Genomic DNA, 22559 nt, shown 5'->3' on the forward strand with positions numbered 1-22559 from the left:
CATCAGGCCATAGCGCCATCGGGCACAAATACGTAGCCCAGGCCCCACACGGTTTGAATGTAGCGCGGATTGGCAGGATCTTCTTCCAGCATCCGGCGCAGGCGTGACACCTGTACATCAATACTGCGCTCCAGCGCACTGTAATCGCGGCCGCGGGCCAGGTTCATCAGTTTGTCGCGGGACAAAGGCTCGCGGGGGTGCGTAACCAAAGATTTTAATACGGCAAACTCACCACTGGTGAGTGACAAAGGTTTGCCATCGTCGCTCATTTCACGGGTAGCCAGGTTAAGGCGGTACGAACCAAATTCCACAATTTGCTCTTCCATTGATGGCGCACCGGGTGCTTCATGGGTCTGGCGTCGCAGTACCGCTTTGGCTCTGGCCAGCAGTTCTCGTGGGTTAAACGGCTTAGGCAGGTAGTCATCGGCGCCCATCTCGAGGCCGATAATACGGTCGACTTCATCGCCTTTAGCGGTAAGCATAATAATAGGCATTTTGTTTTCAGCCTGACGCAGGCGGCGGCAAATGGATAAGCCATCTTCGCCGGGTAACATCAAATCGAGCACCATCAGGTGAAAGTTTTCGCGCTCTAATAAACGGTCCATTTGCTCTGCATTGGCAGCGCTGCGCACCTGAAAGCCTTGCTCTACCAGATATCGCTCCAACAAGCTTCGTAAGCGCATGTCGTCGTCGACGACCAGTATTTTTGATGTTTCCTGACCCATTTAAGCCTCACTGACAACCGTGTTCCGGTGTCACTATAACCCTAAGTGAAACCGGACAAAAGTGCTCAAATGTTTCGAAGTTGCGCGGATTGTTACAAAGCGTGTCAAACCGCCGGCATAATATAGGTTGCAACGCCATACACCAGCGCGTATCCCACCGAGTAGGCCATTAACAACAGCAGGAAATACTTGCCATAGCGGGCAAAGCTTAAGCCTTTTACCTTACTCATGGTAACAATACCGGCTGCGGAGCCAATTACCAGCAACGAACCGCCCACGCCAACGGCGTAGGTTAACAGCATCCATTCACTGACCGACATGCCGATATTCGCTTTAAGCAGTGCGGCGGTTAGCGGCACGTTGTCGATAAGGGCGGAGGTGGCGCCCATGATGTAGTTGGCCACCAGCGGCGGGAACATCTCGTACAGGAACAGCAGGGAATGCAGGGCTTCAATGTGTTCCAGCATACCCACAAGGAGCAGCACACCGAGGAAAAACAACAGGGTATCAAACTCGATGTAACGAATATAATCCATGATGGGATCCTGGTCGTCATCTTCGCCAAGCTGGTTGGCCACCAAAAACATAATGGCCATGCCGGCCAGGAATGTCAGCATGGGGGGAATAGCGTACAACACGTTAAGGATAAGTGTAGCGATAATGGTGCTAAGGAAAATCCCGGCGATAACATAATCGATACTGTTGGTATCGTGAGTAGTTTTACGAATTTTGACGTTGCCAGTCATACCGATGCTAAGCAAACCGGTAAGTACCATAACGGCTACAAAAGACGGTACCAGCAGCCAGAACAACTGGGTGATGGTGACCTTTTTTTGCATAAAAATCATTAGCGTGGTGACGTCACCGGTAATTAACGATACACCGCCGGAGTTAACCGCAAACACCACCAGTACCGAGAAACGCATGGTTTGGTTAAAGGGCAGGCTCAGTGATAACACCAGCGCAATAGACACCAGGGTTGCGGTGATGTTGTCGGCCAGTGAAGAAAAACAAAAGCTAAACAGGGCTGTGATTAGCATGAGTTTTTTCAGGGAAATATTGGTGGGCATCACCAGATTAAGCAAATTGGCAATTAGCCCTTTGCGGTTGAGGTAGGCCACAAAGGTCATGGCGGCAACCAGGAACAACCACAGTGTCGATATTTCGGTGATGTTGTGTAGCAACCCTTCGTTAACGGCTTCGGTCTGAAGCGGACTCTCAGAAGAAATAAACAAGATCATCCAGGCCAGGGTGCCAAAAAACAGCGTAATTTTGGCTTTATTAATGTGAAGCACTTCTTCAAACATCACACCAAGCAACGCCAGTGCGGCCAGAATAATGAGAATAGTATCGATCATGAAGAGGGTCCCGCAATTTCAGTGGCCGTAGTTTACGGCGAAAGTCACGCCAGTAAAGGGCTCAGCGGGATTTATACCGGTAATATTTTAAATACTTATTATTCATGTGGATAATAAGCGACTTTGGTCTTAAGACCTTAGCGTTGCGCAAATAATACGCTATGTATTATTCGATCGGCAGACGATTGGAGGTCATGATAAACGTGGATAAATCCACTACCGTTGGGGTTATTGTAGTGCCGGAGTATTAACGTTGTCCTTTCTTAGCGGGAAAAGATACCGTAATTCTGTTGGGTTTTCGGGGCTATGAAACAATCTACATTTTAAAATCATCGAAATTGATGACTTAAAAAAACGCTGGATTGTATGGGATACGCTAATTGTTAAACACAACTGCTTTAACCAGGCCCGTGCCTGAGCTATGGTAGAGGTCATTAAGGTCTTTAGCAGATTGAAGCGTGCCAATGTCAACGTTACCTCCGCCCCGATGGATAAATTCGAAAAAGCACAATAAAGCTGATTCTGGCGAGTGCACACCCATTATTTTGACTAACCGTTATCCTGATGGGCTAATCTGCACCACACCAACCTATGTTCAAATAGGGAGCTATGAGGAGACCTCTTGGGTAAGGAAACTTTGGGGAAAAATCAGGGCCTGCAAAATGTGGGGACAAAAAGCATTGTCCCCCAAGAGCTAAATTACTGCACCCAATCCATCTGATAACCACGGCTTTTCTTGCGCTTCATTAAATCTTCAATCAGCGGCGTTAAGATTAGCTCCATGGCCAGACCCATTTTGCCGCCTGGCACCACCAGGGTGTTGATGCGCGACATAAAGGCGCCGTCGATCATTTGCAGTAAATACGGAAAATCTACGTTTTTCATTTCGCGGCGGAAGCGAACGACCACAAAGCTTTCGTCCTGAGTGGGGATTTCCCGTGCACTAAACGGGTTTGAAGTATCTACCGTTGGTACACGCTGAAAGTTAATGTGTGTGCGTGAAAATTGTGGCGTGATGTAGTGGAAGTAATCATCCAGGCCGCGCACAATACTGCTCATTACCGCTTCTCTTGAATGCCCGCGGTCGGTGGTGTCGCGTACAATCTTCTGGATCCACTCCAGGTTTACAATCGGCACCATGCCTACCAGCAAATCCACGTGACGGGCCACATTGATATCTTCGGTTTTTACGCCGCCATGCAGGCCTTCGTAAAACAACAAATCAGTATCGTTAGGCAATTCCTGCCAGGGCGTAAACGTGCCGGGCATCTGATTAAAAGGCACCGCATCGTCGAAGGTATGCAGGTATTGGCGAAACTGGCCGGTACCGGATTCTGCATATTGATTAAACAGGGTTTCCAGCAACGAAAAATCATTTGCCTTAGGGCCAAAATAACTGATATGCCGGCCTTGTTCCTGGGCTTTACGAATTTCGACTTCCATTTCCGGGCGGGTAAAACGGTGGAAACTGTCGCCACCAACGTAAGCCGCATCAATTTTAAGGTTGCGGAAAATATGCCTTATCGCATTGGTAGTTGTGGTCGTGCCTGCACCAGATGAACCGGTAATAGCAATAATGGGGTGTTTTACCGACATGCGTACTCTTTTGAATGATTGGTATCTGAGTTTACCGGCAGTTTGATAAGCCGCGCCAGACACTGAATAAGATAATTACTAGTTATAAGCTGGCGCGCGTTAATAATCAACCCTGATGAGAATGGCTGTCTTCCGGCTGTGGCAAGGATTTTCCACAGTGAGGGCAGTACCGAAAGTGTTGGTCGTCTTGCTGATTTTGCTGTTTATAATCCTGGGCAAGATCAATTAATAAATTCGCCTGATCGTCGTCCAGGCCAAGCGTCTCGCGGAGTTGATTAAGGCGTGATAACTCATGTGGTGTTAAACTTCCGTCCTCCATCACTTCCATAACGTGCTTACGAAAGGTATCCCGGCGCAGTCGTAATTGCTCGGATAACCGCGAGGCTAGAATACCGGCAGGCAGGGCAAAAATACCTACACCCAAAATGGTAATGGCACCACTAAACACCTTACCCAATGCTGTTACCGGGGTTACGTCGCCGTAGCCAACCGTGGTAAGCGTATTAATTGCCCACCACAAAGCAGCAGGGATACTGCCGAATGCCTCAGGCTGTGCATGCTGTTCGATGTAGTACATACCGGTAGCGGCCAGCACCATTACAATGATGAGTACCGATACGGCAGCGGCTAAAACACGCAGTTCTTTTTTGATAACCGTGAACAGCAGATTAACTGACCGTGAGTAGCGCCCCAGTTTAATAAGACGAGTTAAACGCAGCAGACGAAGGATACGTAAATCCAAGAGCACAAACATGCTCAGAAAAAACGGCAGGATGGCGGCTAAATCAACCAGCGCCATGGGGGTGAACACGTAGCGCAAGCGCTGCTGCCAGGGCTTTTGGTATGGCCCTTTGCGAAAAGGCAGGGTTTGCGGTGCACTGGTAGCGCTCCACACCCGTCCGATATATTCGAGACTAAAAACCACAACCGAGAAAACCTCAAAAGCATAAAGCTGAGGGTGCCACTGCTGATGAATCTCGCTTACGGTTGATGCCATTACAGCGGCGGTGTTAGCCAGAATCAGTAAAATAAGGAATATATCAAAAACCTGACTGACATAGTCGCCCTTCCGGTGAGGCTCCAGAATATGATACAGGCGATCGCGTAACGGGTTTTGACTCATTTAGCTTCCTTAAAATACCCGCTTACTCTACCCGCCTAACGATACAGAGGGCAAGACAGTGGCATTGAGCCACAGCAATAAATACATTTTTTTCGCGAGCTGTAATTTTTTTGCCGAGCTTAAGACTATACCAGTAACTCTCATTAAATAAGGTACAGGTTATGGAAACGTTCACTGAAATATTCGCAACGGCAACACCGGTGCAATTTGTTTTAATTGGCGCATTAGTGCTGCTGGTGTGGTTTTTACCGGCGCTGGTTGCGTTGGTGACTAATCGGAAACAGGTTCGCCTGATTGCCATGGCCTGTGTGCCTGCTGGCTTTTCACTGATTGCCTGGAGTGGCGTAATGGTGTGGGCAGTAACGGGCAATATGTTGAATCGTTTTAACAAAAAAAACGCTACAGAATAATAATTTACTTCTTTTATATGCGATAAAAAGCCGCTTATATAAGCGGCTTTTCTGTACCACAATTTACAGATACTGTTATAGTTATGAAATGCATTGCATGAGATGACATAGCATGCTGTTAAATAAAATTAATTCGCCAGGAGAACAACATGATTGACGTCGGTAGCACTTTGCCTGAAGTGACCTTTGGTCTGATGAAAGACGGTAAAATGACCAGCCCGCACACAAACGACTTATTCGGTGGTAAACGAGTAGTGGTATTTGCTGTGCCAGGTGCATTTACTCCAACCTGTTCAGAAGCCCATTTGCCAGGATATGTCGCGCTGGCAGATAAAATCAAAGCCAAAGGCGTAGACAGCATTATTTGTCTGAGCGTAAACGATGCCTACGTTATGGACGCCTGGGGAAAATCTGCCAACGCCGAAGAAATTCTGATGGTGGCTGATGGTAACGCGTTCTTTACCAAAAGCATTGGCCTTGATATGAACACCAGCGACTTTGGTGGTATTCGCTCAATGCGTTATTCCATGTTAGTGGAAGACGGTGAAGTGGTTAAACTGAACGTCGAAGATCCGGGGCGCTTTGAAGTAAGCGATGCCGAAACCATGCTCAACAGCCTCTAATATTTTAGCCATCAGGGCGCTGCCGCGCCCTGGGGTTTCCAAATCTACAATTCTATTTTTTTTTACAGGATCTCTTCATGAGCAGTAACTCATTGCAAAAGTGTTGCCTGGTTATGCTTGGCGCATTGTTTGGTGTAATGGCATGTTCACCGACAACCGAAACTACCACCGAACCTGAAGTCGTAAGGGTGGCAGGCGAAGCAACAGTAACCGGCGGTGCAATTAAGGGCGAGTTAACCGATACGCTGGCTATCTACAAAGGTATCCCGTTTGCGGCACCGCCAGTAGGTGATTTGCGCTGGCGTCCACCGCAACCCGTAACACCATGGGAAGGCGTTAAGCAAACTATCGATTACGGTAACGATTGTATGCAGCTGCCTTTCCCCAGCGATGCTGCCCCTTTAGGTAAAACCCCCGCAGAAGACTGCTTATACGCCAACGTTTGGGCCCCTAAAGATGCTGATGGCAGCACGCCGGTAATGGTGTGGATCTACGGCGGTGGCTTCGTTAACGGTGGTGCGTCACCGGCTGTTTATGACGGCAGCGAATTTGCTAAAAACGGCGTGATCTTCGTTAGCTTTAACTATCGTCTGGGTCGTTTTGGCTTTTTTGCTCACCCGGCGCTTACCGCCGAAGCTAAGGCCAACGGCGATATGTTAGGTAACTATGCTTACATGGATCAGATTGCCGCGCTGCAATGGGTAAAAAACAACATTGCCGCCTTTGGTGGGGATGTGAACAACGTTACCATTATGGGTGAATCGGCCGGCGGCGGTTCGGTGCATGCCATGATGCAGGCTAAGCAGGTCAGAGGCTTATTTGATCGCGCGATTATTATGTCGGGCGGCGGTCGTTCGCTGTTTGGCGAGCGTAAAATTACCGAGGCAATGCCCGGGGCACTTTCCGGTGAGCAGTATGGCCTGAACTACGCTGAAAAACACGGTATCGAAGGCACTGATGCCGCGGCACTGTCGGCGTTAAGAGCGCTCAGCGCGGAAGATGTGGTTGATGGCCTTAACCTGGCTGCCTTGTTCCGTCCTACGCCAACTGACAAACCCACTTTTGTGGGCGGGCCAATGCAAGACGGTGAGATTATCACCAACAGCACCGGCAGTGCGCTTAAAAATGGCACCGTAGCCAAAGTAGACGTTATGGTTGGCGCAACCAGTGCCGACATCGGTTTTAACATGTTTGCCGATAAAGACGCCCTGTTTGCCTCATTTGGTGCCTACGCCGATGAAGCGCGTAAAGTGTACGACCCAACGGGTGAAGCACCATTTCAGTTAGTGGGTTACCTGGTAGGTCAGGATCGCAGTATGCAGGAACCGGCGCGTTACGTGGCTGAGCAGGTTTCCAGCATGGGCCCTCGTGCTTATTACTACCGTTTTGGTACGGTTGCGCAAAGTAACGACAGCCCTGGCGCTCCGCACGCCTCTGACATACCGTTTTTCTTTAATACTGTGGCGGCCAAATACGGTGACGCCCTTACCGAACAAGACAAAATGGCTGCACAAACCATTCACCAGTACATTGTGAACTTCGCGAAAACCGGTAAACCCGGTGGAGAAGGAAATGCAGAGTGGCAACCCTTCCGTGCTGAGCTGTCTAACATGCTCGACATGCAACGTAATGGCGAAGTGGTGCATGGTACCGACCCATGGAAAGCCCGTCTTGATGTGGTGAAAGCGGCAACCGAAGCCCGTAATTAAATCAATTCCGGCCATATTAACCGCGCCTCTCCTGACCTATAATACGCCGGTCGGGAGAGGAGCGAATGGTTGTGAATAAATTTGATGTAGTGGTGATTGGCGCTGGGGCGGCCGGATTGTTTTGCGCGGCAGAAGCCGGTAAACGCGGGCGCAGTGTGGCAGTGCTGGATCACGCTAAAAAAATTGGCCGTAAAATCCTCATGTCTGGCGGCGGGCGGTGTAATTTCACCAACATGTATGCCACCCACGAAAACTACCTTTGTACTAACCCTCATTTCTGCAAATCAGCGCTAAGTCGTTATACGCAATGGGATTTTATCTCGCTGGTGGCAGAGCACGGCATTGCTTATCACGAGAAAACCCTGGGCCAGCTGTTTTGTGATGATTCAGCAGCCGATATCGTTAACTTGCTGGTGAGTGAATGCAGTAAAGCTAACGTAACCATTACCACCCGTTGCGAAATTCAAAGCGTGGCAAAAACCGAATCGGGCTTTGCACTCAGTACTTCCATGGGCGACTACGAATGCGAATCGCTGGTTATCGCTACTGGCGGCTTAAGCCTGCCCAAACTGGGCGCTACGCCATTTGGCTATAAAATTGCCGAGCAGTTTGGTATCAGAGTGTTGCCAACCCGCGCTGGTCTGGTGCCCTTTACCCTGCATGAAAAAGACAAAGAAATTCTGGCCGAACTCAGCGGTGTTGCTATCGACACCTACGCCAGCTGTAACGGGACCACCTTCCGGGAAAACACGTTGTTTACCCACCGCGGCCTAAGCGGACCTGCTATGCTGCAAATCTCCAGCTTCTGGCATCCGGGCGATACCTTGCATATTAATGCTGCTCCCACCTTTGATGTGGCTGAGAGCCTTGCTGAGGCACAATTAAAGAACCCTGATTCTTTAATTACTACCTGGCTGGCCAAACACTTTCCCAAACGCGTTGCAGCAACCTTTTGTGAGCTGAATAACTGGGAAAATAAGCCGGTAAAACAGCTAAATAGCAGGGAAGTCTCGGCAATAGCTAACTTTTTTGAAGACTGGCAAATTCAGCCAAACGGAACCGAAGGTTACCGTACTGCCGAAGTCACATTGGGTGGCGTAGACACAGATGAGTTGTCTTCTAAAACCATGATGAGCAAAAAAGTAGAACAGCTGTTCTTTATTGGCGAAGTAGTGGATGTAACAGGTTGGCTAGGAGGTTATAACTTCCAGTGGGCCTGGAGCAGTGGCTGGGCTGCCGCGCAATACGTTTGATTTTATCCGCAGAAACACAATCAACGTATTGTTTTTTTTTAAATAAATATAATTGGTATCCAAGAATGAAAAAATTTGCAGTAGTGTTGCTGTTGGCTTTGCCGTGGCTGGTCCACGGGGAAACAGTAACGCTTTCCAAAGACGCCCTTAAAGATAAGATCAAAGGTGCATGGGCGGCGCAGGTTATTGGTGTTACTTACGGCTTTCCTGTGGAATTCAAATATATGAGCACCATGATCCCGGATAATCATCGGTTAGACTGGCATGCTAACAGCATTGCTGACCTGTTTAACAGCGAGCCTGGTGCTTACGATGATATCTATGTGGATCTGACTTTTGTTAACGTGATCGCCGAAAAAGGGCTGGATGCCACCGCCCAGGATTACGGCGACGCGTTCGCCCACGCAGCGTATCCCTTATGGTTTGCTAATCAGGTGGCGCGGAATAACCTGTTAAATGGTATTCCGGCTACCGAATCTGGCCATTGGCAGAATAACCCGGCGGCCGACGATATTGATTTTCAGATTGAGTCAGATTTTATCGGCATTATGACCCCGGGAATGCCAAATACAGCGGCGGCATACGCCGACAAAGTGGGTCATATCATGAATTATGGCGATGGTTACTACGGCGGTTTGTTCGTTGCCTCTATGTACTCGCAGGCGCTGGTGCAGAATGATATTTCAGCTATTGTTGATGCCGCGCTTAAGATGGTGCCCAAAGAGAGCCTGTTCTATCGGATTATTCGTGACGTCGTCACCGAATATGCGGATAACAAAACCGACTGGCGACAGGCGTGGTTTGCGGTGCATCGCAAGTGGGCGCATCTGGATATGGATCCCAAGGGCATTCAGGGGCCGTTTAATATCGACGCAAAAATCAATGCGGCCTGGGTTGTACTGGCGCTACTGTATGGTGAAGGGGATTTTGCTAAAACCATGGATATTGCTACCCGCGCGGGTGACGACGCCGACTGTAATCCGGCTACCGCCTTAGGGATTTTAGGCGCTATTTCTGGCTACCAGGCTATTTCGCCAAAATGGACAAACGGTTTGAAGGCCATTGCTGATAAACCTTTTCCGTACACTACCCTCACTCTTGAGCAGGTCTATAAGCTTTCTTACGAACATGCGCTGGCCAATATTGGCAGAAATGGCGGCAAAGTCGAGGATAGCCAGGTTTCAATTGCTGTGCAGGCACCAGTTACACAACCGCTGGAGCAGTCTTTCGCAGATCTGAAACCGGCGGATAAACATCGCTACGATCCCTTTTTCCTGGCGGATTACCAGGGGGGAATTACCATGCCAGACGATTTTCTCTACGAGTTTGAAGGCAGAGGAATTGTGGTTATTGCTGATGCCTTTGGTAATGAGGGGGATGTGATTGAGGCGGTGATCCAAATTGATGATAACCCGCCAAAAACCGTTACTGCGCCAGTAAATTATTTAACCCGTCGCTTCTTTTTAAACTGGGATCTCACCCTGCCGGCTGGCCAGCACAAAATGAAGATATCGCTGAATAATCACAACAGCGAAGCGTATCTTCAGCTTAACAGTATTGCTGTTTACCAGTAACCTACAGGCGCGCGGTTAGATTTCCGGTTGTGGTGGGTTACAATGCCCGCCCGGTATTTTTAAAAGGCAAATATGTTTAATAAACTGTTGTTATTACCTGTAAAAGGCCTGCTTACCATTTTGCCTTTTGCGATTACCATTTATTTTCTGGTGTGGCTGGTTGGTACTACCGAAGCGTTGTTATCGCCGTTGTTACCCGCACGCTACTATTTTCCGGGCTTAGGGGTTGTTACCGTAATCCTGGCGCTGGCCCTGGTGGGCATACTGATTAACGCCTATTTGTTTAACTGGATTATTTTGCTGGGTGAGCGCATTTTTGCCCGGGTGCCGATTGTAAAAACCTTATTTGGTGCGGTGCAGGATGCAGTGGAACTGTTTGAAGTTAAGAAAGAGTCAGACAGCAGAAAAGCCGTAGCGGTAGAGATTAACGGTATGAAGCTCGTGGGTTTTATGACCAGCGATAAAGTGGCTAATAAGCTGTTTCCGGATGAAGACAAGGTGGCGGTGTATCTGCCTCTGAGTTATCAGATTGGCGGCTACACGGTTTATCTGGAGCGTGACAAGGTCACCCTGCTGGATATTGATGTGGAAACCGCTATGCGGATTGCCGTGACCGGCGGTAACTCCATTGAGAAAGAAGCAAAGTAAGCTCAGGTTTCGGCTAGCATGAAAAAGACCATCAAGAAGCTCGATAACAATGTAGTAAAAGCCCTCACTCTGGCCTGCGAAACTGCCAAGGACTGGGATATTGGGTTTGTGTGGCTAACGCATACTGCCCGGTATGAGCATTTCCCCGGTAGTTTGATGGTAACCTGCGTATTTTCGACAGATAATGACGTCTTGCAGCTGACAGAGTCAGAGCATGACAAAAAGCTGCGCCAGCTTATCCAGAGTCATCTGCTAAAAGTGGGGATAAAGGTAAAAGATATTCGCCGCCATGTGTGTTTCGACAGCGAGGAAAGCTGCGAACGCGAACATCAGGGCGACTGGGATAAGCGCCTTATCCACTGCTAAGCGGCGCAACAGCAAACCTTTTATATAATCAGCAAAAAATAATTCACTATTTTTGTCACACCTTTATCGATTGCAGTTTCTTTAGAGTAAATGACTTGTTCTTATTCACTTAAAAGGAAATCGCAATGACAACTTCAGCAAAAAATAAACCTGCATTTTTCGAGAAATACGCTCCGGCACTGGTGGCTTTTAGTTCAGCTATGGTCGCCGTTACAGCCGGTAACCCGGCCATGATGGCAAGCTTAAAAGTGTTTCTGTTTGGTTAGTCAGCAGCAGGCAAGGGGCTTAAGCCCTTTGCCTGTCTTAAGCGCCTTATCGTCTTAGTTTCTTGATATTTATCTGCCCATTGCCTGCCAGAATAGAGTACTCTAGCGACCCTTCTTGTTTTATTAATTAATACAAAGCCTGTGACCTGGATCCTCTTCACCCTGATGGCCGTGGTGTTTCAAACGTTTCGTAACGCCATCCAAAGTAAGCTGAGTAGCACGGTGCCAACAGCTGGCGTTACGCTCTCACGCTTTTTGTTTGCGCCGCCGCTGGTGGCAATTTATGTGTATGCGGTTTCGGTACAGGGCAATCTTGGTGTGCCTGAGTTTTCGCTGCGCTTTTGGGTGTTTATCAGTCTGGGGGCAGTGTTACAAATAGCCGCCACCTCGCTGATGGTAGTGCTGTTTAAGCAAAAAAACTTTGCCGTTGGTGCAGGCCTGGCCAAAAGCGAGGCGCTGGTGGCCGGTGTGTTAGGTATGTTGTTTTTTGGCAGTAACCTGACCTTGCTGGGCTGGCTGGGGATCCTGATTGGTGCGGCGGCTGTGTTTGTTTTAAGTGGCTGGCGTAAAGGCGGCGATTTGTCGGCAAAAACCGTGGCAATTGGTTTGGCCTGCGGTACCTGTTTTGCCCTCACTTCCCTTTATGCGCGGGAAGCCGCACATGCGCTTGGCATTCCTTTTGTGCCAGCTGCGGGCTGGGTATTATTCTGGCTGTTATCCTTTCAAACGGTGCTGCTGTGTGCGTTTATTTATGCCAGACAACCCGACACCTTTAAAAAACTGGCAGCCCGGCCTGGTACCGTGGTGGCGGCCAGTATTACCAGCTGTTTAGGTTCAATTGGCTGGTTTACGGCTATGGCCATGCAGCATGTGGCCTACGTTAAAACCCTCGGTCAGTTAGAGGTCTTTACCACAATGCTGATCACCATTTTCTGGTTTAAGCAGCCGGTGCGCCGCCATGAATTTATTGGTCTGGTGTTAATTGGCCTGGCGGCCGTGCTGGTAATGTGGACCTAGTCTCGCTTTATCAGCGCTACCACGCTAGGCTTAATGCATTACCTATCAACTGGGAAACAGCTTGTCTGATTATACCGATCCGGTTTTGCTGGAAGCACTGACAGAATGCAAACCTCTGCTGGCAGAGGGCATCTCGGAATATCAGCTGATTAAGCAGTTACAAGCGCCGCCCTGGCTGCTGTTTACCGGCATCGAGCTTAGCGAGCCGCTAGCCATGTTTCAGTGTCATTTTGCGCTGTTCAATGCCCTTTACCGGCTTAGCGAAGAATGGCGACAGGCGGGCGTGGGAGAGCTGGATATTCATACGCTGGCTATCAGGTTAAAGCCGGTTACTCAGAGTAAAGCTGCGCTTACCGGGCACGACGGACTAAAGGCCTATTATTTAAACTGGGATAATTTTACTGACACCAACAGTAACGACGTTAACGCGCTACTGGATGATTTCTGGCAGCGTATGGCGGGCCAAACCCTGCCCGCCAGCGACGTAACTGCGGCCAGGTCGACCCTGGAGCTGGAGAGCGATTTGCCGCTGGAGCCTGCGCTGGTCAAAAAACAGTACCGCAAGCTTTTACAGCAGCACCACCCTGATAAGGGCGGCAGTACGGCAAAAGCCCAGGCTATCAGCCAGGCTTACCGGGTCCTGTGTAAGGTAATGGACTAACCGGCAACCGCAGCGTTATAGCTTTCCACGTCTTTGCGTTTATCAATTTTGTGCTGGTCTTCAGAGCGTCCTTCGCGCCAGTAGCTGGTAACGTATACCTGTGACCGTGGCACATTAAATTCCACATCCAGCGTACTACGAATGGCACGCATAGAAGAAAACTCGCAGGCAGCCCACACCGCTGGCGTGCCTTCCAGCCACTGGACATCGTGCAGGCTTTTTGCCAGTCCGGAGCTGGTTGGCTGCGTCAGCCAGCTGATTTCTACACCTTCGGGTGCCGTAAGAGACTGCTGGTCGGCCGCATCAACAATATTAATGATGACATAGCCGCGCGTATCCTTTGGCATGGCTTCCAGTTGTGCGCTAATGGCCGGCAGGGCCGTCATATCACCCAGTAATATTACCCAGTCGCGCTGTTCGGCCAGACCTTTTGACGAGCCTGGTCCGGCAACCACAATAACATCACCGACCTTTGCTGTTTGGGCCCAGTGGGAAGCCGGTCCGGCTTCTACACCATCACCGTGCAGCATAAAATCTACGGTAAGAGTGCGTGCCTGTGGGTCTAAATGGCGTACGGTGTAAGTGCGCATCAGGATTTTCTGGTCTTCCTGAGGCAGCGAAGTCTGTGGTTCGCCATACTGATTGAATAACAGTTTAATGTAACTGCCCGGTGGTGCCGCCGGAAATGCCATAAGGTCGTCACCGGTTAATACCAGACGTTGTAAATTAGGGGAAACACGCTCGGTACGGAGAACCTCCAGCGTATAGTATTGACGTTTTTTCATAGCGACTCCTTTTTATGGTTATGAACCCGTCCTGATCGTCCGTGTAATGAGGAAAGGTGAATGGCCCGGCAACCCGATGCGTGCTGCATACTGGTTGTTGGCACTGGGACTAGCTTGTATACATCATACTGCTTTTTTCATTGTCTGCGTGTGCAACGGGCGCAGCATTTATCTCATCTGTCGTTATTATAAATGAGAATCATTTGCAATAAAGTGAAATGAATGGGACGTGATGTTCCATAAATTAGAATGACCAGACAGGGCTCAGGCGTGACGGTACAGCGCCAGCAGCTGGTTAATGGCTTCGCGGCGCTGGTGAGGCTCATCGTCCATCACACCGTATATGCGCAGGCCGTTTTCTACCCGCTGTACGCCCATGGCATAGCAATGTCCGGCGGTGCGAGGGAGCCATAATCTTTCATCACACATTACGCCGGTTATCAGGGTGTTTTGCTGCTCTGGCGTCATGCCTGCCAGTGAATACTGGTAAATCCAGTCCTGCAGGTCACAGGCAAAGTGCTCTTTGTCGTCCAGCAGCAAAGCCAGCGGATTTAAACGGCCTGGGAGCTCAGTGGGCACTTGCGGCGTATGGTTTTCCAGCGTATCGCTAACCAGCGGACAGGTGGTTTCTACTTCGGTTTTGCGATCCATAATGCGGATAACTGGTTTCTTCAGTGGCCGGGCTCCGGTGATTACCGGGGTTAGCGCCAGCGCCTGAGAAAGCGCCACAACCTTGCGGTTCAGCGGCTGCTGGCCATGGTACCAGGCCAATAAGGCATTAATGGTTTCGGGATACTTGGACTCAAAAAACAGATGCTGCTTGGGCACAATATGCAGTTGCCGTGCCTGGTCTATCAAAGCTTGTTGTGCCGCCATGAGCTGTCCTGGCCGGCCAATCAGCCGCAGGGCAAACTTTTGTTGGTGGTTGGGTGAGTCTTCAATAAATACGCGCATGCCAAAACGTTGCATGCTCTGGCTCAGACGCTCCTGCGCGGATAGCAGTCCGTCTATGTAACACTCTGGCAGCCACCAGCTAAAAATATAATCATCCTGCAACGTATCGCTGAAAAAGCGATGCTGTTTGGGTTCATAGGTCTGCTCGCCAGACTTGCCTTTGGTGGTGCAAAGCAGTGGCAGTTCGTCGGCTTCAACACCAGCCAGTAACAAGGTAATGTGCTCTGGTTGATAATACTGACTCTTGTAGGCTGTAACATCGTCGGTACAGATCTGCGCCAGCGTATCGCAATAGCCGCCCCAGTGATGGTAACAATCCGGTGCCCTGTCGCCACGCCAGATACTCATTTGTGACTGATAGCCCTGGGTGGCTTCATACATGGCTAACTCGCGCGCAATGACGCCGTCGCGCTCACGTTTTATATCGTCGCCAGCGTATTCCATTTGCTGTAAGCCCGCATACAGATAGCCAATTATTTTCAGGAGTACGGATTTACTGGGCGATACCGCATAAAAATAGCTGTACCCGTTATGGCTGGAGGCGTTTATTTTGACAGGCAACACGCTGTTGGCTGCGAACAGGGCATGGCGCTGTTGGTAGCGGTCGGAGTAGCGAAAAACCAGATGTTCAACCAGATGCGCAATGCCGGAACTATCGACCGCAGGAGTTGGCACTACAAAGGCAGCGCCGTATTCCTGGGCGGGTTGTTTAAAGCTGACAACGTTGAGGCCGTTGCTCAGGCGCGTCTGGTGTGCCATGGTTGAATCAGATTTCCGTGATTGGGATAGTGACTTTCGGGTCACGATACACTAATTCGCGCTGAGGCGTTTGAGATTTTGCTGCGGCTTCGGCCATTAAATGATGATCCGGCGATTTTGCGCACACCGGGTCGGTTTTATACATGTCGCCGGTAAGCATATAGGCCTGGCAACGACAGCCTCCGAAGTCCTTTTCTTTTTCGTCACAGGTTTTGCATGGGCCCTGCATCCACTCGTAACCACGGAAATGGTTAAACGAAAAATCATCAAACCAGATATCCCGCACCGACTTTTCTTTCACATTGGGAAAGGTCAGCGGCAGGATTTTTGCGCTGTGACAAGGTAGCGCGCTGCCATCCGGCGCTACGGTTAAAAACGTGGTTCCCCAGCCATTCATGCAGGCTTTAGGGCGTTCTTCGTAATAATCCGGCGTTACAAAAATAAAATGCGGGCCTTTGCCCTGCTGTTTTTCACGGAAGGCGTTAACTTTGGCTTCGGCCTCGATTAATTGCGCCTGAGTTGGTAGCAGATGATCGCGATTCAGGTACGCCCAGCCGTAGTACTGTACGGTGGCCAGCTCCACGTAGTCACCTTCCAGCTCACAACACAGTGCCATCACTTCTTCGATTTGATGGATATTTTGTGCAGTCAGACAGAAATTAAGCACCATGGGGTATTCATACTGCTTCACCAGCTTGGCTACTTTAAGTTTTTGCTCAAAGGAGTGGCGCTTATTGCCAATCAAATCGTTGGCGTCGGCATTAGCCGCCTGAAAGCTCAGCTGAATATGGTCCAGTCCGGCTTCGCGCAACGCCGCGATACGTTTTTCGGTAAGGCCAATGCCTGAGGTGATTAAATTGGTGTAATAACCCAGACCACTGGCGTGTGCTACCAGTTGTTCCAAATCTTTACGCAGCAGCGGCTCGCCGCCGGAAAAACCCAGCTGTACCGCGCCCATTTCACGGGCGTCGCTTAATACCTTTAACCAGGTTTCTGTATCGCATTCCTGCTCACGGGACCCAAGATTGACCGGATTTGAACAGTATGGGCAGTGTAGCGGGCATTCATAGGTTAATTCTGCCAGTAACCACAATGGTGGGCCGGGCTGGTTAGGATTGGCCGATGGCGTATCAGACATAATTAATCCAGCGTTTTTCTTCGGCGTGCTCAAAAAAAGCTAACACGTCTTCTTCTATACCCTCGGCTTCAGGATATTCAGCTACCAGTGCCGCAACGATATCAGCCACGGTTTTTTCGCCATCTACCTGCAGCAAAATAGCCGAGGCGCTACCATTGAGTTTTATCATACCTTCGGGAAACAGCAGTACGTAGCAATCCTGGGCCTTTTCAAACTGAAATTTAAACAGGCGGTTTAACTTTGGTACTTTCGTGGCGAGTTCACTCACTTACATTAACCCCTTATGGCAAATACTTTGATCGGCTACGCCATGGAACGGGCGACGATCGAATTCGTAGGCCAGACTAATCGCATCAGCCAGCGACCACAAGACATCCAGCTTGAATTGCAGAATGTTAAGCGCTTTTTCCTGCAATTCGCGGGTAGTGAAATGGTCCAGCGTAATTTGTAAACCATGTTCAACGTCTCGTCTTGCCTGTCCCAGGCGCATCTGGAAGTACTTAAAGCCTTCGGCGTCTATCCATGGGTAATGCTCTGGCCAGGTGTCCAGGCGGCTTTGATGGATTTCCGGAGCAAACATTTCGGTTAATGATGAACAGGCCGCTTCTTCCCAGGTGGCGCGGCGGGCAAAGTTAACGTAAGCACCCACGGCAAATTTAACACCGGGGAGCAGTAACTTTTCGTCCAGAATGTCCTGGCGATCCAGACCCACGGCCTCGCCAAGGCGTAACCAGGCTTCAATACCGCCTAAGCGCGGATCACCTTCTTCACCGTCGTGGTCCAGAATACGCTGGATCCATTTGCGGCGGGTTTGCATGTCCGGACAATTAGCCAGAATAGCCGCGTCCTTGATCGGAATACACATCTGATAGAAGAAACGGTTGGCTACCCAGCCCTGAATTTGTTCTTTACTGCATTTGCCCTGATTCATCGCCTGATGAAACGGGTGGTAAATATGGTAGTACTGGCCTTTGGCGCGCAGCTTTTGTTCGAACTCTTCTTTACTCCAGGGGCGTTGATCGCTCATGGGATACCTCTTTTATAGCGTAATTTGCATACCGTCGTATGCCAGTTCAATATCGTTATCAGTTAAATACTGATGCGCGTCTGAATCTTCATTCAGAACCGGGTTAGTGTTGTTGATATGAATCAGCACTTTGCGATCAATATTAAAGCGATTCAGCAGGCTTACTGTGCCGTCTGGCCCGTTTACCGGCATATGCCCCATCTGACTGCCTAAACGGTTACTAAAGCCTTTTTGGATCATTTCGTCGTCGAGCCATAAGGTGCCGTCGAACAATACGCAGGAGGCCTGGTCCAGCATGGACTCCACTAATGGACTGGCCTGTACGCAACCCGGCGCGTAAAACAGGCTTTTGCCGCTGGCTGTATCGGTAATTTGCAGGCCGATATTATTGCCGGGCACCACTTTATCGCGATAGCTTGAGTAAGGCGGCGCATTTGACTCCAGCACCACCGGATTAAACACCAGGCCCTCTGCGCCCTGAGGCGTAAAAGCGGCTTGGTAATCGGTATCGATACCATGACGTTCAAGGCCGCCATGCCAGTGCTTGAGCATGGTAAATAACGGAAATGCCGTAGTGAGATCTTCATACACCACATCGGTACAATATACCGGTAATGGCAGGCCTTCGCGCAGGGTAAGCAGGCCGGTAGTGTGGTCGATTTGACTGTCGGTCAGAATAATCGAGCGAATGCTGGTGCCCCGTTGCTGGTTTTTATCGACCGGCCATAGCTCTGGTGTATGATTGATTTGCTGGCGCAGGTCGGGAGAAGCATTAATTAATACCCAGTCTGTGCCGTTAGCACTAACTGCAATACTTGATTGAGTACGAGGAGATGCTTTGATGGTGCCTTCGCGCACGCCACGGCAATTGTCGCAGTGGCAGTTCCATTGTGGAAAGCCGCCCCCGGCGCCCGCACCCAGGATCAGAATCTTCATGCAATGAACCCTGATTGGTTACCTTGTCGCTTATGCGGCAGGTAATAAATGATTAAAAGCGTTACCAATAAAAAAGGCTGCACTAACTTTAAGCTAAAGCGCAACCTTTTATAGGTATTGTCGAGATGACGTTTCCAGAGCAGATGCTCTGAGTAAGAAATTATCTGTTGCTGATGTACAGAGTAACTTCAAAGCCTAAACGCATTTCAGTGTATTGAGGTTTAGTCCACATAACGGGCTCCTTATTAACTTCGTTTTAACACTTAGATGATTGTAGGACTCGCCTAGCTAAAAAAAAATCCTACTTTGGAACTACTTTTTATAATCCCTTTAGGGTAAAAATCCACAAGCGTCCGTATCTATCGACCATTGCGCAGCGCTTAAGTTGCTATAATTTCGTAAAAATTGTAAAAGCAGCGGCAGTGGTCTGCCTGTTGCGCTGTTTCCTGTTCCATAATGAAAGCTGGTGCCAGCGATGTCAAGATGTGCCCATGGCGTGTCACCGGCGAAGCGGGCTAAATAGCAACCGGCAGTAATCATGCCCGGTGAATTGCTACCTGCGTTGCGCATGTCGGCAAAAGGTGAGTCCAGAGGCTCCTGATAGTCAGGCCATATCGGCATAGTCCAGGCGCGATCGTCGCTGTCTTCGCCGGCTTTCTCCAGCGCCTGATTTAACGCCGGGGAATTGCCCATTAAACCGCTGGCGTGACTGCCGAGGCTCACTATTTGCGCACCGGTAAGGGTGGCGACGTCAATAATTAACGCGGGGTTATGTTGCCTGGCATAGGTAATGGCATCACACAGGACTAAGCGGCCTTCGGCGTCGGTACTGATAATTTCCACGGTTTGGCCGGACATGGTGGTAAGAATATCGCCGGGTCGAAAGGCATCGCCATCAGGCATGTTTTCGGCGGTGGCGATAACGCCGGTTACATTAACCGCAAGTTTTAGTTCAGCCAGTGCAGCCATAAGGCCTGCTACGGCGGCACCGCCACACATATCGTAAATCATGTTTTGCATACCCGGCGGCTTTTTAAGGGTAATACCACCAGTATCAAAGGTAATGCCTTTACCAATAACCCAAATGGTTGGTACGTCAGACAGGGTGCCCCGGTAATGCATTACCGGCATGCAGGTTGGCTGCGCCGAACCACGCCCAACGGCCAGATAGGCTCCCATGCCAAGTTCAGCCAGCTGCTGCTCATCAAGGATTTCGGTTGTTATGCTGCTATAGCGTTCAGCCAGTAAAAGCGCCTGCTGCGCAAAATAAGTGGGTGTGCATAAGTTACCGGGCATATTTGCCAAATCACGGCTGATGCATTTGCCGGTGTGTAAGGCTGTGGCGTAAGCCAGCTCATCTTGCAGTTCGTCATTGCAAACCAGTAATTCGATTTTTTCTGGCAAGGCGGGCTGCGGTGACGTTTTATAATCAGCAAACCGATAGGATGCATGGTATAAAGCGTGAATTAACCGCTGGCTGTTGGTTAGCCATGGCGGCATAAAAAGCTGTGCTTCGGTGAGGTTAAGCTGCTTTAGCGTACCGTCGATAAGCTGGCTTGTCTGCCTCGCCTGCGAAACTGGGATATCCATGTCAGTGTTTACTAACAATAATCGTTTGGCTTTAATCTGTGTAGGGCTTAAACATAGTAAGTATTTACTTTTTTCATGCCAGTCGCCCAATGCCTGATAGTGGCTGATGGTGTCTGTCAGCGCCTGCGGATAATCGTGTCCGGTAAAGCCGGACTGACCGGCTGGCACCAGTAAAACAAGCAGCTCCGGGTCTTGCTGCTCTATCTGGCCGGGGACTATCTGATGCATTTTAATAATCACAGCAACTGCTCCTGTGCGTTAAAGCCTTTCTTAATGATGACTCCAGTCTACCGTTTACAGCCTGGTTTCGCTAACTGCTCTGCCCGTGAAACAGGCTAGTGGGCTTGTGACGCGGCGGCATTTATTTTACGGCGAGGTATTCTTACCGTGGCAATCAGCAGGCAGGTGCTGATTAAAGCAATGCCAAGCCAGCCTGTCAGCGTGAGCTGCTCGCCGACAATGGTTACAGCCAGCAATGCGGCAACCACAGGCTCGAGTAATGTAATCGTGGTAGCCAGGCTGGCGCGCACCACGGCTAACCCTTTACCAAATAACAAATAGGCTAGCACCATCGGCACCAGCGCCATATACATGGCTACGCCGAAATTGTTGTACGAGGCCAGAATGGGGCCGCCGGTGATTAGCAGCACCGGAAGTAGCATCAGGCCGCCCACGCCAAACATGCTCCCCATCGCTGCGCGCGAAGCGATACCTTTATCAATCAGACGTCGCGCTATCCACGAATACATGGCATAGGTAAAAGCGGCAACCAGACCCAATAAAATACCTAAGGTGTTGTGCCAGTTGGTAGCGGCAGATTCAAACGAAGAAGCTGGCTTTGCCGTAGCGAGCAGGACAACCCCGGTAACGCCCAATACAATGCTGAACAGCCACTTTTTGTTTAGCGCCTGTTTGTCGTAAAACCATTCAATTAAAGCGGCGGCAATAGGCGCTATGCCGATGGAAACCACATTACCCACCGCGACACCGGAAAACTTCATCGCGCTGTAAAAAGCCAGGGGGTAGATAGCCACATTAAGCGCCGCGGCAAACACCAGATACTTAGCCTCAAACAGGGCTAATCTATGCTGTCTGATAGGCCGGATTGCCAACAATGCCAGCAGCAACCCGCCAATACCCATTGTGACGGAGGCGATCCCCAATGGACTCACCTGGGGGGCAAAAGTAGCCGCGGTGCCTGTGGTTCCCCACAGTACCGCCGCAATAACTACCGCCAGAATGCCAGCATAATAATTTGGCTGAGTCTTCATAGGGCCTGCTCGATTAACTGGTCGGCCATGGTTCTGGCCCGGGTAATAGCACCGGTATCTTTGCTCAGCCCGGCGAGTGAAATAGCACCCTCTAACAAAAAGCAGATATGTTCGGTGAGCTGTGTCAGATGTGCTGGTGAATCATCGGTAAATGGCAGCTCGCTTAATTGCTGGTGAACGATCGCGCGGACCTCCTGTTTATGTCGGTTAACCGCTTCCCGTTCAATACTGTTGGCTGGCATTTCGGCGGCGGCATTGAGTAAACCACAGCCGCGAAAACCATTCTGATAGTCAAATTCAGCATGGTCCTGATAAGCATCAAAAATGGCCAGAACCCGCTCCCAGCCGTTGGCCAGGTTAGCAGAACGGATTGCATATAAATCCAGCCACTCCTGATGACGCGCATCAATATAGGCAGCAACTAAATCTGACTTTGATTTAAAATTGTTGTACAGCGACATTTTGGCAACGCCGGCGCGGTTGATTACCGAATCAATTCCCGTGGCTGTGATGCCATTGTTATAAAATAATTCGCCCGCTGCTTTTAGCAGTTTTTCCCGGGCTGTGATTTTGTTCATGTTATGCTCTGTGCTACAACTATACAGACTAGTCTATATAGTGATTTTCAATAATCAAGTTAAACCTCCGGTGAAATCAATAACTATTCTTTGTAGCTATTGAATCTATTTGTTCTTGTACTGATCGGTCTAGCTTTGGTTTTGGCGCAGAGGTAAGCCATTAATGACGATATTCCGCGGTTGAGTTGACGC

At 49.8% G+C, this 22559-nt stretch carries 24 protein-coding genes; 10 read left to right on the top strand and 14 right to left on the bottom strand.

Features of this window, described 5'->3' with window-relative positions; translation table 11 throughout:
- Window positions 1-2: 2 nt before the first annotated feature.
- From ompR to BFC17_RS15990, 4 genes are all read right to left on the bottom strand, one after another.
- Window positions 3-725 (bottom strand): osmolarity response regulator transcription factor OmpR, encoded by a 723-nt coding sequence (ompR, locus tag BFC17_RS15975; protein WP_070177483.1) that lies wholly within the window; start codon window positions 723-725, stop codon window positions 3-5.
- A 104-nt stretch (window positions 726-829) separates the two neighbouring features.
- Window positions 830-2083 carry a sodium:proton antiporter NhaD gene (gene nhaD, locus BFC17_RS15980; RefSeq protein ID WP_070177484.1) on the bottom strand — a complete coding sequence of 418 codons (1254 nt, stop codon included), beginning with the start codon at window positions 2081-2083 and terminating at the stop codon, window positions 830-832.
- Window positions 2084-2782: 699 nt separating this feature from the next.
- Entirely contained in the window at window positions 2783-3679 is an 897-nt protein-coding gene (locus tag BFC17_RS15985; protein ID WP_070177485.1) for a phosphoribulokinase, read from the bottom strand.
- 106 nt (window positions 3680-3785) lie between these two features.
- The gene (locus BFC17_RS15990) at window positions 3786-4802 is read right to left on the bottom strand and encodes an ion transporter (protein ID WP_070177486.1); all 1017 of its coding nucleotides are present in this window, start codon (window positions 4800-4802) and stop codon (window positions 3786-3788) included.
- A 161-nt stretch (window positions 4803-4963) separates the two neighbouring features.
- Between BFC17_RS15990 and BFC17_RS15995 the strand changes: the two genes are divergently transcribed.
- The 10 genes from BFC17_RS15995 (at window position 4964) to BFC17_RS16035 (ending at window position 13329) form a co-directional block, all read left to right on the top strand.
- Window positions 4964-5212, top strand: coding sequence for a superinfection immunity protein (locus tag BFC17_RS15995; protein WP_070177487.1), 249 nt, complete (start codon window positions 4964-4966; stop codon window positions 5210-5212).
- A gap of 149 nt (window positions 5213-5361) precedes the next feature.
- The gene (locus tag BFC17_RS16000; protein WP_070177488.1) at window positions 5362-5835 is read left to right on the top strand and encodes a peroxiredoxin; all 474 of its coding nucleotides are present in this window, start codon (window positions 5362-5364) and stop codon (window positions 5833-5835) included.
- Between the two features lie 77 nt (window positions 5836-5912).
- Window positions 5913-7544, top strand: a complete 1632-nt coding sequence (locus tag BFC17_RS16005; protein WP_217494032.1) for a carboxylesterase/lipase family protein — start codon at window positions 5913-5915, stop codon at window positions 7542-7544.
- Between the two features lie 71 nt (window positions 7545-7615).
- A complete protein-coding gene (locus BFC17_RS16010; protein WP_070177966.1) occupies window positions 7616-8797 on the top strand; it encodes a BaiN/RdsA family NAD(P)/FAD-dependent oxidoreductase in 1182 nt (393 codons plus the stop codon).
- A 65-nt stretch (window positions 8798-8862) separates the two neighbouring features.
- The gene (locus tag BFC17_RS16015) at window positions 8863-10371 is read left to right on the top strand and encodes an ADP-ribosylglycohydrolase family protein (protein ID WP_070177489.1); all 1509 of its coding nucleotides are present in this window, start codon (window positions 8863-8865) and stop codon (window positions 10369-10371) included.
- Between the two features lie 72 nt (window positions 10372-10443).
- The gene (locus BFC17_RS16020) at window positions 10444-11019 is read left to right on the top strand and encodes a DUF502 domain-containing protein (RefSeq protein WP_070177490.1); all 576 of its coding nucleotides are present in this window, start codon (window positions 10444-10446) and stop codon (window positions 11017-11019) included.
- A gap of 18 nt (window positions 11020-11037) precedes the next feature.
- Window positions 11038-11385 (top strand): Fis family transcriptional regulator, encoded by a 348-nt coding sequence (locus BFC17_RS16025; protein WP_070177491.1) that lies wholly within the window; start codon window positions 11038-11040, stop codon window positions 11383-11385.
- Window positions 11386-11510: 125 nt separating this feature from the next.
- Entirely contained in the window at window positions 11511-11651 is a 141-nt protein-coding gene (locus tag BFC17_RS22615; RefSeq protein ID WP_175439584.1) for a hypothetical protein, read from the top strand.
- Window positions 11652-11792: 141 nt separating this feature from the next.
- Window positions 11793-12668 carry a DMT family transporter gene (locus BFC17_RS16030; protein WP_070177492.1) on the top strand — a complete coding sequence of 292 codons (876 nt, stop codon included), beginning with the start codon at window positions 11793-11795 and terminating at the stop codon, window positions 12666-12668.
- Window positions 12669-12729: 61 nt separating this feature from the next.
- Window positions 12730-13329, top strand: coding sequence for a DNA-J related domain-containing protein (locus BFC17_RS16035; protein ID WP_083271781.1), 600 nt, complete (start codon window positions 12730-12732; stop codon window positions 13327-13329).
- On the opposite strand, the gene BFC17_RS16040 is transcribed toward BFC17_RS16035, so the two are convergent.
- From BFC17_RS16040 to BFC17_RS16080, 10 genes are all read right to left on the bottom strand, one after another.
- On the bottom strand, window positions 13326-14114 hold the full coding sequence (locus BFC17_RS16040; protein WP_070177494.1) for a siderophore-interacting protein: 789 nt from the start codon (window positions 14112-14114) through the stop codon (window positions 13326-13328). The two genes, BFC17_RS16035 and BFC17_RS16040, sit on opposite strands and share 4 nt — an antisense overlap.
- 264 nt (window positions 14115-14378) lie before the next feature.
- Complete coding sequence (locus BFC17_RS16045; RefSeq protein ID WP_070177495.1) at window positions 14379-15827, bottom strand: insulinase family protein; 1449 nt, start codon at window positions 15825-15827, stop codon at window positions 14379-14381.
- 7 nt (window positions 15828-15834) lie between these two features.
- Complete coding sequence (pqqE, locus tag BFC17_RS16050; protein ID WP_070177496.1) at window positions 15835-16965, bottom strand: pyrroloquinoline quinone biosynthesis protein PqqE; 1131 nt, start codon at window positions 16963-16965, stop codon at window positions 15835-15837.
- Complete coding sequence (gene pqqD / locus BFC17_RS16055) at window positions 16958-17233, bottom strand: pyrroloquinoline quinone biosynthesis peptide chaperone PqqD (protein WP_070177497.1); 276 nt, start codon at window positions 17231-17233, stop codon at window positions 16958-16960. The genes pqqE and pqqD overlap by 8 nt, the downstream gene beginning before the upstream one ends.
- Complete coding sequence (gene pqqC, locus BFC17_RS16060; RefSeq protein ID WP_070177498.1) at window positions 17234-17992, bottom strand: pyrroloquinoline-quinone synthase PqqC; 759 nt, start codon at window positions 17990-17992, stop codon at window positions 17234-17236. It lies immediately after the preceding gene.
- A 12-nt stretch (window positions 17993-18004) separates the two neighbouring features.
- On the bottom strand, window positions 18005-18928 hold the full coding sequence (gene pqqB / locus BFC17_RS16065) for a pyrroloquinoline quinone biosynthesis protein PqqB (protein WP_070177499.1): 924 nt from the start codon (window positions 18926-18928) through the stop codon (window positions 18005-18007).
- A 160-nt stretch (window positions 18929-19088) separates the two neighbouring features.
- On the bottom strand, window positions 19089-19160 hold the full coding sequence (gene pqqA, locus BFC17_RS22950; protein ID WP_073324441.1) for a pyrroloquinoline quinone precursor peptide PqqA: 72 nt from the start codon (window positions 19158-19160) through the stop codon (window positions 19089-19091).
- Between the two features lie 98 nt (window positions 19161-19258).
- Window positions 19259-20758, bottom strand: coding sequence for a leucyl aminopeptidase (locus BFC17_RS16070; protein WP_070177500.1), 1500 nt, complete (start codon window positions 20756-20758; stop codon window positions 19259-19261).
- A gap of 95 nt (window positions 20759-20853) precedes the next feature.
- Window positions 20854-21789, bottom strand: coding sequence for a DMT family transporter (locus tag BFC17_RS16075; protein WP_070177501.1), 936 nt, complete (start codon window positions 21787-21789; stop codon window positions 20854-20856).
- Window positions 21786-22367 (bottom strand): TetR/AcrR family transcriptional regulator, encoded by a 582-nt coding sequence (locus BFC17_RS16080; RefSeq protein ID WP_070177502.1) that lies wholly within the window; start codon window positions 22365-22367, stop codon window positions 21786-21788. Before BFC17_RS16080 ends, BFC17_RS16075 begins: the two co-directional genes overlap by 4 nt.
- Window positions 22368-22559 lie beyond the last annotated feature (192 nt).

This window comes from Marisediminitalea lipolytica (assembly GCF_001758465.1).
Classification (GTDB): domain Bacteria; phylum Pseudomonadota; class Gammaproteobacteria; order Enterobacterales; family Alteromonadaceae; genus Alteromonas; species Alteromonas lipolytica.